This window comes from Pseudoduganella flava, assembly GCF_007830495.1.
Lineage (GTDB): Bacteria > Pseudomonadota > Gammaproteobacteria > Burkholderiales > Burkholderiaceae_D > Rugamonas > Rugamonas flava.
The window spans coordinates 755,943-770,945 of sequence record NZ_VLKW01000001.1 but is presented as its reverse complement, the minus strand read 5'-3'; the positions used below and the strand labels follow the sequence as shown (position 1 = coordinate 770,945).

Below are 15,003 nucleotides of genomic sequence, written 5' to 3'. Positions count from 1 at the left end.
AGTTGCAATATAGATACAACTGATGACAACCGGCGGCGGGTGCGTTCTCCCGCCGCGCCGGTCATCCGTCGCGATCGATCATTTCTTCGCCGTGTCCTTCTTCGCCTCGGCGGACTTGGCGGCGCCGGCCGCTTGCATCGGCGCGCCTTCGCGCGACTTGCCGTTGATTTGCAAGCCTGCCTCGGACAGCTTGGCGGCGTTCTTGCCGCCGATGCCCTTCACGCGCTTTTCAAAATCGGCCCAGTCCTTGAACTCCCCTTTCGCGCGCTCGTCCAGGATCGCTTTCGACTTCGCCGGGCCGATGCCCTTGACGGAATCGAGCGCGGCCTGGTCGGCCTTGTTGACGTCGACCTGGGCAAAGGCCAGGCTCATCGTGGCGACGAGCGTGGCGACGGCAAGCAGCAGTTTCTTCAGCATGGTGTCCTCCGTGTAGGTGTCGAGCGCGGATGCGTTCGCTAGCAGAATAACGGACTCCAGCGTTTCCGGTTGACCGGTCGCAGGGCCCGTTGGTTCCCGTCAGCGAACCCTGCACTGCCGGGAACTTTCGCCAGCGCCCTACATGGCCTTGAAACGGTGCTGGAAACGCTGGCTGACGGGCAGCCGCACCGGGTGGCCGCGCAACGCCAGCCACATCGCGCCATCGCCGTCGCGCGTGGCCGCCGCCACGTGCCGCACCGCCACCACGTAGCCGCGGTGCACCTGCCAGAAGCCGGCGCCGCCCAGCATCTCCGCCAGCTCCTTCAACGGCGTGCGGATATGCGCCTCGATGCGCGGCGTGACGACGCGCGTGTACTTGTCCTCGGCCGCGAAGTACACGATGTCCTGCAGATCGATGAAGTGCACGGTCTGGCCGACCGATGCCTGGATCCATGCCGGCGCGGCCGCCGGCTGCACGCCGCGCCCCAGCTGCGCCAGGTCCGGCGGCGGCAATGCGATGCGTTCGCGCACGCGCGCGATCGTGCGTGCCAGCCGCACCGGCTCGACGGGTTTCAGCACGTAGTCCAGCGCGCCCTGGTCGAACGCTGCCACCGCATGCTCGTCGTAGGCCGTGACGAACACCACGTGCGTGCGCCCGCCAAACGTGCGCGCCACGTCGAGGCCGGACAGGCCCGGCATGCGGATGTCGAGGAACGCGAGATCGGGAGACAAGTCGCGGGCCAGCCGCAGCGCCTCGTAGCCGTCGGCCGCTTCGCCCACCACGTCGGCCTCGGGCCACAGGCCGTGCAACTGCTCGCGCAGCGCGCTGCGCAGCAGCGGTTCGTCGTCCGCGATCAGCACGCGGGGCCGCAAGTCATCCATGGTGCTCCCGTTGCAAAGGCAAAGTCAGTTCGGCCTCGGTCCAGCCCTGCGCGCCGCCGCGCAGCACCATGCCGCCATTGGCGCCGTACAGCGCCGCCAGCCGCTCACGCACATTGCGCAGGCCCACGCCGCTGCCGAGCACCGTGCCGTCCAGGCCCGCGCCGTCGTCGGCGACGAGCACGCGCAGCCGGCCGCCATCGGCACTGGCCGTCACGCGCACGTGCACGATGCCCGGCTTCGGTTCGACACCGTGGCGCACCGCGTTCTCCACGAGCGACATCAGCATCAGCGGCGGCATCGCCACGTCGCGCAGGCCGGCGGGGCATTCCACTTGCGTGACGAGCCGATCGCCGAAGCGGATCGACATCAGCGCCAGGTAGTGTTCGGCAAGCTCGCACTCGCGGCCCAGCGTGGACGATGCCGTGCGCAGGTCCGGCAGTGCGGCGCGCAGGTAGGCGATCAGGTGGTCGAGCATGCGCACGGCCTGCTCGGGCGCGTGGCGCGCCAGGTAGCGGGTATTGGCCAGCGTGTTGAACAGGAAGTGCGGCTCGACCTGGGCTTGCAGCGTCTTCAGTTGCGCCTGCAGCGCGGCGTGCTTCAACTCCGCCAGCAGCAAGGCCTCGGCCTGGCGCTGCGCCTGGAACAGCGGCACGCCGAAGGCCAGTGCGCAGAACGCGCCGGCGATGGCCAGCAGCCGCTCGTCATCCAGCGCGACCGGAGTCCCCAGCAACGCGGCCAGCGCGGCGCTGCGGTACAGCCACCATGCGGCGCACGCACCGAGCGCCACTGCCGGTACCAGCGCCAGCCACGCCCACCACCAGCCGGCGCCCGCCGGCATCGCGCTGCGCAGCAATCGCAGGCAGGCCGCGCCGCCGAGCCATGCGGCCAGGAGCACGGCGAACAGCGGCAGCCAGGCCGGCACCCCGCGCACCCATGCGGCGGCCAGCGGCAGCGCGATCAGCGCCGCGCTGACGGCCAGCTCGCGCCGCGTGCAGCCGGCGATGCGGGCCAGGGCCCGTGCGGCATGGCCTTGTCCGGTGTGCGCGATGTTCACAGGCTGGGCTTGCGCGGCGGCTTGGCGGAGTGGTAGCCACGGTCGGCCGGCACGTCGTCGCCGACGACTTCGAACCGCAGGTCGTCGATCCACACCTGGCCGGCGCCGCCGTCGATCACGCCGAACATGATCGTTTGCGCGTTGCGGGCCACGTCCAGCACCACGCTGCGGCGCTGCCAGTCGTTGGTGCCCTTGATCGGCTTGTCCTGGCTGTTGTACAGCATGGATTCGCCGTTCGGCTGGTCCACCCGCATCCACAGGCCCGCCCAGCCGGTGACGTTGCGCGTGCGGACCTCGGCGGAGAAGCGTACGCGCTTGCCGCGATAGTTTTCCGCGCTCACGGCCTGCATCAACGTGGCCCACTCGTTGCCATCGGCGGGCTTGCCCGTCTTGTGGCGGATGAATTTCGCGTTGCCGCCGCGGCGGTAGCCGCCGTCGTCCACGCCGATCACGTAGTTGTCGGGATCCTGGCCGGATTTGAACCAGGCCTGCTCGAGTTCGCGCGGCGGCTGCGCCAGCGCGACGACGGATGCGGCGGCCAGCGCGGCCAGTACGACGATGGATGGTTTCATGAAGTGCTCCGTGGGCATGACGATATTGTCATGCCCTACTCTGCCGCAAGCAAGGGGCTGGCGGGGAGCGCTGCGATGAACGCGCCCCAGCGGGGGCGAGCGCGGCGCAGGAAGGATGAATGCGCCGGGCGCAGGTCAGGCGCCGAACAATTCCTCGCGGGTCACCGTGGCGGTGCCCAGCTTGCCGACGACGATGCCGCCGGCGCGGTTCGCCGTCTGCACGGCTTCCTGCCAGCCGGCGCCGGCACCCAGCATTGCGGCCAGGGTGGCGATCACCGTGTCGCCGGCACCGGACACGTCGAACACTTCGCGCGCGTCGGCCGGCACGTGGAACACGCCCTGTTCCGTGTACAAGGTCATGCCTTCTTCGGAACGGGTCAGCAGCAGCGCCTGCAGCAGCAGCGACGCGCGCAGGTTCTGCGCCTTTTCCGTCAGCTGTTCCTCGCTGTTCCAGCTGCCGACGATGCGCTTCATCTCGCCCTTGTTCGGCGTCAGCACGGTAGCACCGGTGTACGGCGTGAAGTCGTCGCCCTTCGGGTCGACCATCACGATCTTGTTGGCGGCACGCGCGGCCATGATCATGTCCGCCACGTTCACCAGGCTGCCCTTGGCATAGTCGGACAACACGATCACGTCATAGTCCGGCAGCAGCGCGCGATACTGCATCAGCTTATTGCGCAGCACCACGTCCGACGGCGGTTCCTCGAAGTCGATGCGCAGCATCTGCTGCTGGCGGCCGATCACGCGCAGCTTGATGATCGTGGAGATCGCCTCATCGCGCTTCAGGTAGCTGTGGATGCCGCCGCCGTGCAGCAGCTGTTCCACCTCGTCGCCCGCCTCGTCGGCACCGACGACGCCCAGCAAGCCCGCATGCGCGCCCAGCGCGGCCGCGTTACGGGCCACGTTGGCGGCTCCGCCCAGGCGCGCATCGCGCTTGGCCACGCGCACGATCGGCACCGGCGCTTCGGGAGAGATGCGGCCGACGTCGCCGAACCAGTAGCGGTCCAGCATCACGTCGCCGACAACGAGGATGCGTACTTTATCGAGGGCGGGGGTGGGGGAGGTTTTGGTCATGATATGGGCTTTCCGTCGGCGCCGTGCGAAGAAACCCGAGGCAGATGCTGGGGTCAGACCCGACGGGTCTGACCCCGGCCGTCGCCTTTGGGTCCAGGCATGCTTTTACCGGCGCTTTAATTCATCACATTCAGTTCTTCGGTGCGGCGCGGCGGATAGGTCTCCCAGCGGCTGCATCCCGGGCAATGCCAGTAGAACTGGCGCGCCTTGAAGCCGCAGTGGCTGCACTGGTAGCGCGCCAGCTTCTGCGTGTAGCCGTGCACCAGGTTCTTCACGAGGGACAGCTCGGACAGCACGGCCGGCGACGCGTCCAGCATGCGCGCCTCGAGGAATTTGTCGAGGCCCAGCAACGTCGGCGTGCGGCGCAGCTCGTCGCCGACGAGCTGGCGCGCCGCTTCCACCCCTTCCAGTTCCAGCACGGCCTTGAAAGCCACTTCCAGCAAGTCGATCGACGATGCCTGCTGCAGGTAGGACTTCAACAGCGACAGGCCTTCGGCCGCGCGGTCCACTTTACGGTAGCCGTCCATCAGGCGTTGCGCGACGAGCGCCACGTGCGGCACGCTTTGCTGCTCGACGCGGCGCCACATCGCCAGCGCGCCTTCCACATCGCCCTTGGCCATGTGCACGTCGCCGCACAGGATCGTCGCCCGCACGCTGGTGCGGTCGGCCTGCAGGGCCTTGTCGAGGAACGGCATCGCATCGTCCGGGTGCATGTGCACCAGCGCGTCCTGCGCCATCTCGCAATAGAACTGGGCGATCTCCTTCTGGCGCGTGCCGGCGCCCGCTTCCTGCAGCGCCAGCGCCGCTTCGATCGCGCGCGGCCATTCCTTCTCGCGCTGGAAGATCTCCAGCAGCGCGCGGCGGGCCGGCACGGCGTACGACGTGTCCAGCAGCCGTTTATAGGTTTCCTCGGCGCGGTCCAAGAGGCCCGCCTTCAGGTAGTCCTGCCCCAGTTCGTATTCGGCATGGGCGCGTTCGTCGGCCGGCATGTCGGGGCGGGACAAGAGGTTCTGGTGAACACGGATCGCCCGCTCCGTCTCGCCGCGGCGGCGGAACAGGTTACCGAGCGCGAAGTGCAGCTCGGTCGTTTCCGGGTCCTGCTTGACGATGTCGATGAACGAGTCGATCGCCTTGTCCGGCTGGTCGTTCAGCAGGTGGTTCAGGCCCTTGAAATAGCCGCGCGGCAGCGTGCGCGATTCGGACAGCAACTGCCGGATGTCGACGCGCGCGGCGATCCATCCCAGGCCGAAGAAAGCCGGGATACCCAGCAGCCACCAGAGTTCAAATTCCATGTTTCGCTTGTCTTGTGTGAGGCGTCACTGCTGCGCGTTGACGCTGTCGGGCGCGCGGTTGACCTGCAGCGCGGAAGCCTGCAGCGTGTGGATGGCCGTCTTCTGCTTGGTCGACTCGCGGCGGTAGCGCACGACGGTCGGCGTCAGCGCCAGCACGCCCAGCACGGCACCGGCGACGAAGAACACCAGCAGCATCAGCACCAGCGGGCCGCGCAATTCGTAATTCAGGAACAGGTGCAGGTCCACTTCCTGCGTGTTTTTCAGGGCAAAGCCGAAGAACAGGACGAACAGCACTATGCCGATAATGGTGGAAATGATTTTCATCGTTTGGCTTCCTGTGTCTTTCTCAATGCCCGCACATTACATGGTATCGGTCACAAAAAAAAGGGGCAGGCCTAAGCCCGCCCCTTCCGACTTCACTTTCGCAAAAGACTTCAGTCCTCGATGATCGGTTGCCCGACCATCGCGTCCACGCGCTCGCGCAATTGCTTGCCCGGCTTGAAGTGCGGTACCCGCTTCTCGGGCACCATCACCTTGTCGCCGGACTTCGGATTGCGGCCGATGCGCGGTGGCCGGCTGTTCAGCGCGAAGCTGCCGAAGCCGCGGATCTCGATGCGCTGGCCGCTCGCCAGGGCGGCGGTCATCGCATCGAGGATCGTCTTCACGGCATACTCCGCGTCCTTCGCCACCAGCTGGGAATAACGTTCAGCCAGGCGGTTGATCAGTTCGGACTTGGTCATTTGCGCACGCTATGGTCAATTAGTTCTTGCTCAGTTCTTATTATCGAACTTGGCCTTCAGCAGCGCGCCCAGGCTGGTGGTGCCCGTAGCTGCGTTGTTGTCGGCGGCGATCTTCTGCATCGCTTCGGCGGTTTCAGCGTTGTCCTTAGCCTTGATGGACAGCTGGATGCTGCGTGCCTTGCGATCGATGTTGATCACCAGCGCTTCGACCTTGTCGCCGACCTTCAGGTGCGTACCGGCATCTTCCACGCGATCGCGGGAGATTTCGGAAGCGCGCAGGTAGCCTTCGACTTCGTCCGTCAGGGCGATCACGGCGCCTTTCGGCTCAACCGATTTCACCGTGCCGGTGACCAGGGAACCCTTGTCGTTCAGCGCAGCGTAGTTGTTGAACGGGTCGCCTTCCAGCTGCTTCACGCCCAGCGAAACACGCTCGCGCTCGACGTCGATTGCCAGCACAACGGCTTCCAGCTCGTCGCCCTTCTTGAACTTGCGCACGGCTTCTTCGCCCGGCTCGGTCCACGACAGGTCGGACAGGTGCACCAGGCCGTCGATGTTGCCCGGCAGGCCGATGAACACGCCGAAGTCGGTGATCGACTTGATCGCGCCCTTCACTTTGTCGCCCTTCTTGTGGGTGACGCCGAAGTCGTCCCACGGGTTGGCCTTGCACTGCTTCATGCCCAGCGAGATACGGCGACGCTCTTCGTCGATCTCCAGAACCATGACTTCGACTTCGTCGCCCAGCTGCACGACCTTGTTCGGAGCCACGTTCTTGTTGGTCCAGTCCATTTCGGACACGTGGACCAGGCCTTCGATGCCTTGCTCGACTTCGACGAACGCGCCGTAGTCGGTCAGGTTCGTGACCTTGCCGAACAGGCGGGTGCCTTGCGGGTAACGACGGGACAGACCGGTCCACGGATCGTCGCCCAGCTGCTTCACGCCCAGCGAAACGCGGTTCTTTTCCTGATCGTACTTCAGGACTTTCGCGGTGATTTCCTGGCCAACCGTCAGCACTTCCGACGGGTGACGCACGCGGCGCCATGCCAGGTCGGTGATGTGCAGCAGGCCGTCGATGCCGCCCAGGTCGACGAACGCGCCGTAGTCGGTGATGTTCTTCACGACGCCGGTCACGACCGTGCCTTCTTTCAGCGTTTCCATCAGTTTCTGACGCTCTTCGCCCATCGATGCTTCGATGACGGCGCGGCGGGACAGAACGACGTTGTTACGCTTGCGGTCCAGCTTGATAACCTTGAATTCCAGGGTCTTGCCTTCGAACGGGGTCGTGTCCTTGACCGGACGCGTATCCACCAGCGAACCCGGCAGGAATGCGCGGATGCCGTTCGTCAGAACGGTCAGGCCGCCCTTGACTTTGCCGTTCACGGTACCGGTGACGATCTCGCCGGATTCCATTGCTTTTTCCAGAGCCAGCCACGATGCCAGGCGCTTGGCCTTGTCGCGCGACAGGATGGTATCGCCGAAACCATTTTCCAGCGATTCGATGGCCACGGAAACGAAGTCGCCTACTTTGACTTCCAGTTCGCCTTGGTCATTCTTGAATTCTTCAACAGGGATGAAAGCTTCCGATTTCAGGCCGGCGTTGACGATGACAAAGTTGTGGTCCAGACGCACGACTTCAGCGGAGATCACTTCGCCAGAGCGCATGTCTTGACGCGACAGGGACTCTTCGAAGAGGGCTGCGAAACTTTCCATTTAAATTAATTCCAGGTTAGCCAGTAAGGCTCGCACGATGCGACTTCAACTGGGTTGAGGGTTGATACACGCCCCGGCCCGACAGAGCAGAGCCAGAACACCTTGCTATTTCCCGACGGCCGCATACCAGTGCAGCACCTGTTCGACGGCCGCATCAACGGTCATGTCCGAGGTATCGAGCACATGCGCCCCCTCTGCAGGGACGAGAGGTGCGATGGCCCGGTGCGTATCCCGGTCGTCGCGCGCTTTCAAATCCATCAGGAGGTCGTCCATATTAGCAGAAATTCCCTTGCCGATCAATTGCTTATATCGACGTTCGGCGCGCGCCGCGACACTTGCGGTAAGGAACACCTTTAATTGCGCGCTGGGAAAGATCACGGTGCCCATGTCGCGGCCATCGGCGACCAGCCCGGGGGCCTTGCGAAAGCCCAGCTGCAGGCCGAACAACGCCTGCCGGACGGCCGGCAACGCGGCGATCTTCGACGCGGTATTGCCGACTTCCTCGGCGCGGATCGCGTCGGTGACGTTCTCGTTGGACAGAAAGATGGCCTCGCCGGTGAAGCCGATATGGAGATGCTCGGCAACTTTCGCAAGAGCATGTTCATCCGACAACGGCGTGCCGCGGCGCAGCGCCTGCAGCGCCGTCAGGCGGTACAGCGCACCGGAATCGAGGAGGTGAAAACCGAGCTTGTCGGCGACTTTGTGGGCAACGGTCCCCTTGCCCGAGGCAGTGGGACCGTCGATCGTGATGACGGGGATGTTGGAGGTAGGCATGGGGCGGATTTTAACCCGCGAGCCGGATGAAGAAGCGTGTAGCTTGCGTCAAAAACAAACCCGGAAGCAAACCCTGGGGTCAGACCCGGCGGGTCTGACCCCGGCATTTGCCGTTGGTTTAAACGGTTTCCGTAGCCCGCAGACGTATCAGTACTTCGCCTCGTGCGCGATCCCAGCAAACGCCGCGAAGTAGTCCGGGAACGTCTTTGCAACACACTTCGGGTCGTTGATCCGCACTTCGGTGCCGCGGCGGGCGGCGCCGTCCAGCGATGCGAGCGAGAAGCACATCGCCATCCGGTGGTCGTCGTAGGTGTCGATCGTTGCCGCTTGCAGCACTTTCGGCGGCGTCACCTTCAGGTAGTCGGGCCCCTCCTCCACCGTCGCGCCCAGCTTGCGCAGCTCGGTCGCCATCGCGGCGATACGGTCCGTTTCCTTCACGCGCCACGAAGCGATGTTGCGCAACGTGCTCGTGCCTTCCGCGTAAAGGGCGGCGATCGCGATCGTCATCGCGGCGTCCGGGATGTGGTTGAAGTCCGCGTCGATGGCCTTCAACGGGCCGTGCGATTTCGCCTCGATCCAGTTGTCGCCCATCGTGATGTGCGCGCCCATCTGTTCGAGCGCGTGCACGAAGCGCACGTCGCCCTGGATCGAGTCGCGGCCCACGCCTTCGACGCGCACCGGGCCGCCGGCGATCGCGCCCGCCGCCATGAAGTACGATGCCGACGACGCATCGCCCTCCACGTGGATATTGCCCGGGCTCTGGTAACGCTGGCCGGACGGGATCGTGAACGACTGCCACTCGTCCTGCTCGACCGTGACGCCGAAGCGGCGCATCAGGTTCAGCGTGATCTCGATGTACGGCTTTGAAATCAGCTCGCCCTCGACCGCGATCGTCACCGCATGCGTGTGCGCCATCAGCGGCGCCACCATCAGCAGGGCCGTCAGGAACTGGCTCGACACATTGCCCCGCACCGACAGCCGATTGGTGTTGAACTGCCCGGTGCGGATGTGCAGCGGCGGGTAGCCCGCATTGCCCGTGTACTCGATGTTCGCGCCGACGGCATTCAATGCGTCGACCAGGTCGCCGATCGGGCGCTCGTGCATGCGCGCGACGCCCGATACCTTGTAGTCGCCGCCGATCACCGCCAGCGCGGCCGTCAGCGGGCGGATCGCCGTGCCGGCGTTGCCCATGAAGAGATCCGCCTGGCGGTTCGGGAAGCTGCCGTTGGCGCCCTGCACGCGGTGGATCGTGCGCGCGGTGCCGTTGACGGCGGTGGTCGGCTCCTCGGTCCACTCGACGCCCAGTGCACGCAACGCGCCCAGCATCACCTGCGTGTCGTCGGAGTCGAGCAGGTCGACGATCTTCGTCTCGCCCTCGGCCAGCGCGGCCAGCAGCAGGATGCGGTTGGAAATGCTCTTGGAGCCGGGCAGGCGGACGACGCCTTCCACGTGCATCACCGGCTTCAGGTCGATGAACGGGGGATGAATAGACGGGGAATGATTCGGCTCAGCCATGATAAATCCTTATTCAGCAGTATCTTGGGGTGGCGGCGCCTCGGCCGCCTCGATGGCCTCGATCCAGTTGCGGCGCGCGCGCTGCGCGTTGCCGTACACGGCTTCCAGTCCGGCACCGTCGCCGGCCGCCAGCTGCGCGCGCAGTTGCGTCAGCTGCGCCATATAGGCATCCAGCTCGGCGAGCAGCGCGACGCGGTTGGCCATGCTGATGTCGCGCCACATCTCCGGCGAGCTGCCGGCGATGCGGGTGAAGTCGCGAAAGCCGCTGGCCGCGTACTGGAACAGCAGGTCCGCATGGGGTTTGTTGGCGATGTCGTCGACAAGCGCATAGGCCAGCAGGTGCGGCAGGTGGCTGACGGACGCGAACACCTTGTCGTGCTCTCCGGGCGTGAGGCGATGGATGATCGCCCCGCACGCGCGCCACGCATCGGTGACGCGGTCCACCGCGGCCGGCGGGTTTTCCGCCAGCGGCGTGACGACGAATTTCTTGCCGACGTACAGATCGTCGATCGCCGCATCCGGTCCGTTCGTCTCGCGCCCGGCGATCGGGTGGCCCGGCACGAACTGTGCAACGCGCGCGCCCAGCGCGGCACGCGCGGCCGCGACGACGTCGCTCTTCGTGCTGCCGGCGTCCGTGACGATCGTGTGCGAGTCGAGCCAGGGCAGCAGCGCCGCGAGGATGGGGCCCGTCTGCGCAACCGGGGTCGCCAGCAGCACGAGATCGGCGCCGCGCACGGCTTCCGGCCCGCCCGCTTCATCGACGATGCCCAGCTCGACGGCCCGTTGTGCCGCAGCCTCCGAGCGATCGACGCCGACGATGTGGCGCACGGCGCCGGCCTTCTTCAGGCCGCGCGCGAACGAGCCGCCGATCAGGCCGACGCCGAAGATGACAAGCTTATTGATCACGGCCCTCCGCCAGCGCCTTCTGCAAGGCAGAGATCAGCACCGCGTTTTCCTGCGGCAGGCCGATGGAGATGCGCAGCCATTCAGGCAGGCCGTAATTGCCGACCGGGCGCACGATCACGCCCTGCTTGAGCAGCGCCAGGTTGATGCGCGCGCCCGCCGCCAGGTCGTTGCCGACCTTGACGAGAACGAAGTTGCCATGCGACGGCACGTACTCGAGGCCCATCTGCTCGAACGCCTCGACGAACTGGCGGTAGCCCGCCGCGTTGTTCTTCGCGCTTTTCTCCAGGAATTCGGTGTCGTTCAGCGCGGCGATCGCGGCGGCCTGCGCCAGCGAATTGACGTTGAACGGCTGGCGGATGCGGTTCATCAGGTCCGTCAACGCCGGTTGCGCCAGGCCGAAGCCCACGCGCAGGCCCGCCAGGCCATAGGCTTTCGAGAACGTGCGCGACACCAGCAGGTTCGGATACTGGCGCACCCACGCGGCCGATTCGTACTGGTCTTCCTCGGCCAGGAATTCGTTGTAGGCCTCGTCCAGCACGACGACGACGTTCGGCGGCACCTTCTGCAGGAACGCTTCGATCTCGCTGCCCGGTACGAAGGTGCCCGTCGGGTTGTTCGGGTTGGCGATGAACACGAGGCGGGTGTCGTCCTCGATCGCATCGAGCATCGCTTCGAGGTCGTGGCCGTAATCCTTGGCCGGCACGACGATGTGGCGCGCGCCGACGCCCTGCGTGGCCAGCGCGTACACGGCGAACGAGTACTGCGCATAGACGATCGACTGGCCGCGCTCGACGAAGGCGTGGGCGGCGATCTCCAGGATGTCGTTGGAGCCATTGCCCAGCGTGATCCACTCCATCGGCACGTCGTAACGCTTGGCGAGCGCCTGCTTCAGTTCGAAGCCGTTGGCGTCGGGATAGCGGCCCAGTTCCGCGGCGGCGCGGACCATCGCCTGCTGCGCGGACTCGGGGACGCCGAACGGGTTTTCGTTGGACGCCAGCTTGACGATGTTTTCCTCGTCGAGGCCGAACTCGCGCGCCACTTCGGAAATCGGTTTGCCTGCCTGGTAGGGAGCGATCGCGCGCACATAGTCGGGGCCAAACTGCTTGGACATAGGTTCTCTCTCAATAGGTTCAGTAGAGGCTGGTCGGATAGGAGCCCAGCACCTTGAAGAAGGCGGCGTTGCTCTTCAGTTCAGCAAGCGCCCGCGCCACGGCAGGGTTCTGCGCATGGCCTTCCACGTCAACGTAAAAATAGTACTCCCACGTGCCCGTGCGTGCGGGCCGCGACTCGAAGCGGGTCATCGACACGCCGTGCTGCGCCAGCGGCGCGAGCAGCTGGTAGACGGCGCCGGCCTTGTTCGGCACGGCCAGCACGATCGACGTGCGGTCGTTGCCGGACGGCCCCGGCTGCAGCTTGCCGACGATGGCAAAGCGCGTGCGGTTGTGCGGGTCGTCCTGAATATGGCCGTGCACGACGCCCAGCTGGTACTGGCCGCCGGCGATCTCGCTGGCGATCGCGGCAACGCTCGCGTCCTGGCTGGCCAGCCGCGCCGCCTCGGCGTTCGACGCGACGGCGCGCCGCTCGATCTGCGGGTAGTGATCGTTGAGCCACACCTGGCATTGCGCCAGCGCCTGCGAGTGCGCGCAGATGACCGTCACGCCGTCCATCGTGCCCGTCTTCGTCATCAGGCTGTGATGCACGGCGATCGCGACTTCGCCGCTGATCGCCAGCGGCGTTTGCAGCAGCAGGTCGAGCGTGCGGTTGATCGCGCCTTCCGACGAGTTCTCGACGGGGACGACGCCGAATTCGGCGGTGCCGGCCTCGGTGGCGCGGAACACTTCGTCGATCGACGCGCACGGCAGGCCGTCGACGGCCTGGCCGAACTGCCGGTAGACGGCTTGCTCGCTGAAGGTGCCGGACGGCCCGAGATACGCGACCGTCACGCGCTTTTCCAGCGCGCGGCAAGCCGACATGATCTCGCGGAAGATCGTCTGCACGTCGGTGCCGGCCAGCGGACCGGGATTGCGCTCGGCCACGCCGCGCAGCACCTGCGCCTCGCGCTCGGGACGGAATACGGGAGCGTTGGTTTCGGCTTTTACGTGTCCCACTTCCTGCGCGACCTTGGCGCGCTCGTTCAGGAGGGACAGCAGCTGCGCGTCGATCGCATCGATCTTGTCGCGCAGGGGTTTCAGTTTGTCTGTCATGGGTTTGCTTGTGGTCTGTATGCGGGCCGGCTGCTCTTGCCAAACCCAAAAGCAGATGCCGGGGTCAGACCCGCCGGGTCTGACCCCAGGGTTACGCCTCTGGGTTGAAGGCCGCCATCGATTGGCAGCGTGTCACCGCCCCGCAAACTCGTTCAGATAATCAACCAGCGCCTGTACGCCTTCGATCGGCATCGCATTGTAGATCGATGCCCGCATACCACCGACGGACTTGTGGCCCTTCAGTTGCAGCAGCCCGCGCGCCTTCGCGCCGGCCAGGAATGCTTCGTTCTTGGACTCGTCGCGCAGGTAGAACGGTACGTTCATGCGCGACCGGTATTGCGGGTCGACCCGGTTCTGGTAAAAGTCGTCCGCATCCAGCGCCGCGTACAGCAGCCTGGCTTTTTCGATATTACGCTGCTCCATCGCCGCGATGCCACCCTGCCTCTTCAGCCACTGGAACACCAGGCCGGCGATGTAGATGCCGTAGGTCGGCGGCGTGTTGAACATCGATTCGTTCTCGGCCACGTTCTTCCAGTCGAACGCGGACGGGCAGATCGGCAGCGCGTGGCCGATCAGGTCGTCGCGCACGATGACGACGGTCACGCCGGCCGGGCCGATGTTCTTCTGGGCGCCGCCGAAGATCACGCCGTATTTCGCCACGTCGACCTGGCGCGACAGGATGTGCGACGACATGTCGGCCACGATCGGCACGCCGGCCGGCACTTCGGGCACGAAGTCGATCTCGACGCCGTCGATCGTCTCGTTCGTGCACAGGTGCAGGTAGGCGGCGTCCGGCGTCAGCTTCCATTCGGACTGCGGCGGCACGCGCGTGTATCTGCTTTCCTGCGCCGACGCGGCCACATTCACCTTCGCGTAGCGGGCCGCTTCCTTGATCGACTTGCCGGACCACGAGCCGGTATGGATGAAGTCCACCACGGGGTCGCGCTTGCGGCCGACGAGGTTCATCGGGATCACGGCATTCTGCGACAGCCCGCCGCCCTGCATGAACAGGATGCGGTAGTTGTCCGGCACGGCCAGCAGGTCGCGCAGGTCGCGCTCGGCCGCCCGGTAGATCGAGATGAACTCGGGGCCGCGGTGGCTCATCTCCATCACGGACATTCCGCTGCCATGCCAGTCCAGCATTTCGGCCGCGGCCTGCTGCAGCACTTCCTTCGGCAGCACGGCCGGGCCGGCGGAGAAGTTATAGATGGTCGTCATCGCGTCCTCATTTCTTTTTTCCGGCAGGCTGCTTCTGCTGGCCGATGACGGCCTGCACGCGCGGCTTCAGCACGTCCTGCGCAACGTCCATCGCTTCCTGCGCCACCCCTTCCGGCAGCACGGTCAGCGTGGCCGCGCCCTGCGGGCTGCGATAGAAGGCGGTGATGCGCGCGATGTCTTCCGCGCCCAGGCGCTTGCCCATCAGCGCCAGCAGCTTTTCCTGCGTCTCGGCGGCGACGGCGGGGTCCTGCGCGACGGTGCCGGCGGCCGCGGTGATCTGGCGCACTTCGCGCCCGTACTTGTCGCTTGCCTGGTCGGGGCGCATCGTCTTCGCCGCTTTCGCGTAGCCGGGGATCAGCACCACCGGCATCGACATCGTCGCGCTGTAGACCAGTTCATTGACCGCGTCGCGGAATTTCGGCACCTTCGCCAGCTCGTTCAACGCGGCAGTGACTTCGCGCGATGGGCGCGCCTGCTGCTCGCCACCCTGCGCCTTCTGTCCGTTCTGTCCCTTCTGGGCATCGGCCGCGTACACCGGTGCGGCGCACAGGGCCGCCATCATTCCTGCCAAGACAATTTTCTTCATTCGGTCCCCAGCACGCCCGCCGCTACCAGCGCCGCGCGGCAGCGCGGGCGCGGCGTCGTCGC

16 protein-coding genes are annotated in these 15,003 nt (G+C 65.8%); all 16 read right to left on the bottom strand.

Annotated features, from left to right (window positions below; genetic code table 11):
* Positions 1–78: 78 nt before the first annotated feature.
* Positions 79–417 (bottom strand): ComEA family DNA-binding protein, encoded by a 339-nt coding sequence (locus IP92_RS03395; protein ID WP_145873082.1) that lies wholly within the window; start codon positions 415–417, stop codon positions 79–81.
* 138 nt (positions 418–555) lie between these two features.
* Complete coding sequence (locus IP92_RS03390; protein ID WP_145873081.1) at positions 556–1,299, bottom strand: LytR/AlgR family response regulator transcription factor; 744 nt, start codon at positions 1,297–1,299, stop codon at positions 556–558.
* Positions 1,292–2,353 (bottom strand): sensor histidine kinase, encoded by a 1,062-nt coding sequence (locus IP92_RS03385; protein ID WP_145873080.1) that lies wholly within the window; start codon positions 2,351–2,353, stop codon positions 1,292–1,294. The genes IP92_RS03390 and IP92_RS03385 overlap by 8 nt, the downstream gene beginning before the upstream one ends.
* Positions 2,350–2,925: a transcriptional regulator gene (locus IP92_RS03380; protein WP_145873079.1), complete on the bottom strand. Its 576-nt coding sequence runs from the start codon at positions 2,923–2,925 to the stop codon at positions 2,350–2,352. The genes IP92_RS03385 and IP92_RS03380 overlap by 4 nt, the downstream gene beginning before the upstream one ends.
* A 135-nt stretch (positions 2,926–3,060) precedes the next feature.
* Positions 3,061–3,999, bottom strand: coding sequence for a D-glycero-beta-D-manno-heptose-7-phosphate kinase (gene rfaE1 / locus IP92_RS03375; protein WP_145873078.1), 939 nt, complete (start codon positions 3,997–3,999; stop codon positions 3,061–3,063).
* Positions 4,000–4,115: 116 nt separating this feature from the next.
* A complete protein-coding gene (lapB, locus tag IP92_RS03370; protein ID WP_145873077.1) occupies positions 4,116–5,291 on the bottom strand; it encodes a lipopolysaccharide assembly protein LapB in 1,176 nt (391 codons plus the stop codon).
* A 24-nt stretch (positions 5,292–5,315) separates the two neighbouring features.
* Positions 5,316–5,615, bottom strand: a complete 300-nt coding sequence (locus tag IP92_RS03365) for a LapA family protein (RefSeq protein WP_145873076.1) — start codon at positions 5,613–5,615, stop codon at positions 5,316–5,318.
* A 110-nt stretch (positions 5,616–5,725) separates the two neighbouring features.
* Positions 5,726–6,031, bottom strand: coding sequence for an integration host factor subunit beta (locus tag IP92_RS03360; RefSeq protein ID WP_145873075.1), 306 nt, complete (start codon positions 6,029–6,031; stop codon positions 5,726–5,728).
* Between the two features lie 30 nt (positions 6,032–6,061).
* Positions 6,062–7,738, bottom strand: coding sequence for a 30S ribosomal protein S1 (gene rpsA / locus IP92_RS03355; protein ID WP_145873074.1), 1,677 nt, complete (start codon positions 7,736–7,738; stop codon positions 6,062–6,064).
* A gap of 105 nt (positions 7,739–7,843) precedes the next feature.
* Positions 7,844–8,512, bottom strand: coding sequence for a (d)CMP kinase (cmk, locus tag IP92_RS03350; RefSeq protein ID WP_145873073.1), 669 nt, complete (start codon positions 8,510–8,512; stop codon positions 7,844–7,846).
* Between the two features lie 147 nt (positions 8,513–8,659).
* On the bottom strand, positions 8,660–10,027 hold the full coding sequence (aroA, locus tag IP92_RS03345; protein ID WP_145873072.1) for a 3-phosphoshikimate 1-carboxyvinyltransferase: 1,368 nt from the start codon (positions 10,025–10,027) through the stop codon (positions 8,660–8,662).
* 9 nt (positions 10,028–10,036) lie between these two features.
* Entirely contained in the window at positions 10,037–10,933 is an 897-nt protein-coding gene (locus IP92_RS03340) for a prephenate dehydrogenase (protein WP_199271815.1), read from the bottom strand.
* Positions 10,923–12,044 carry a histidinol-phosphate transaminase gene (gene hisC, locus IP92_RS03335; RefSeq protein WP_145873071.1) on the bottom strand — a complete coding sequence of 374 codons (1,122 nt, stop codon included), beginning with the start codon at positions 12,042–12,044 and terminating at the stop codon, positions 10,923–10,925. The genes IP92_RS03340 and hisC overlap by 11 nt, the downstream gene beginning before the upstream one ends.
* Positions 12,045–12,063: 19 nt before the next feature.
* Positions 12,064–13,137, bottom strand: coding sequence for a prephenate dehydratase (pheA, locus tag IP92_RS03330; RefSeq protein ID WP_145873070.1), 1,074 nt, complete (start codon positions 13,135–13,137; stop codon positions 12,064–12,066).
* Positions 13,138–13,269: 132 nt separating this feature from the next.
* Positions 13,270–14,355: a 3-phosphoserine/phosphohydroxythreonine transaminase gene (serC, locus tag IP92_RS03325; protein ID WP_145873069.1), complete on the bottom strand. Its 1,086-nt coding sequence runs from the start codon at positions 14,353–14,355 to the stop codon at positions 13,270–13,272.
* Positions 14,356–14,362: 7 nt separating this feature from the next.
* Complete coding sequence (locus IP92_RS03320) at positions 14,363–14,941, bottom strand: DUF2059 domain-containing protein (RefSeq protein ID WP_145873068.1); 579 nt, start codon at positions 14,939–14,941, stop codon at positions 14,363–14,365.
* Positions 14,942–15,003 lie beyond the last annotated feature (62 nt).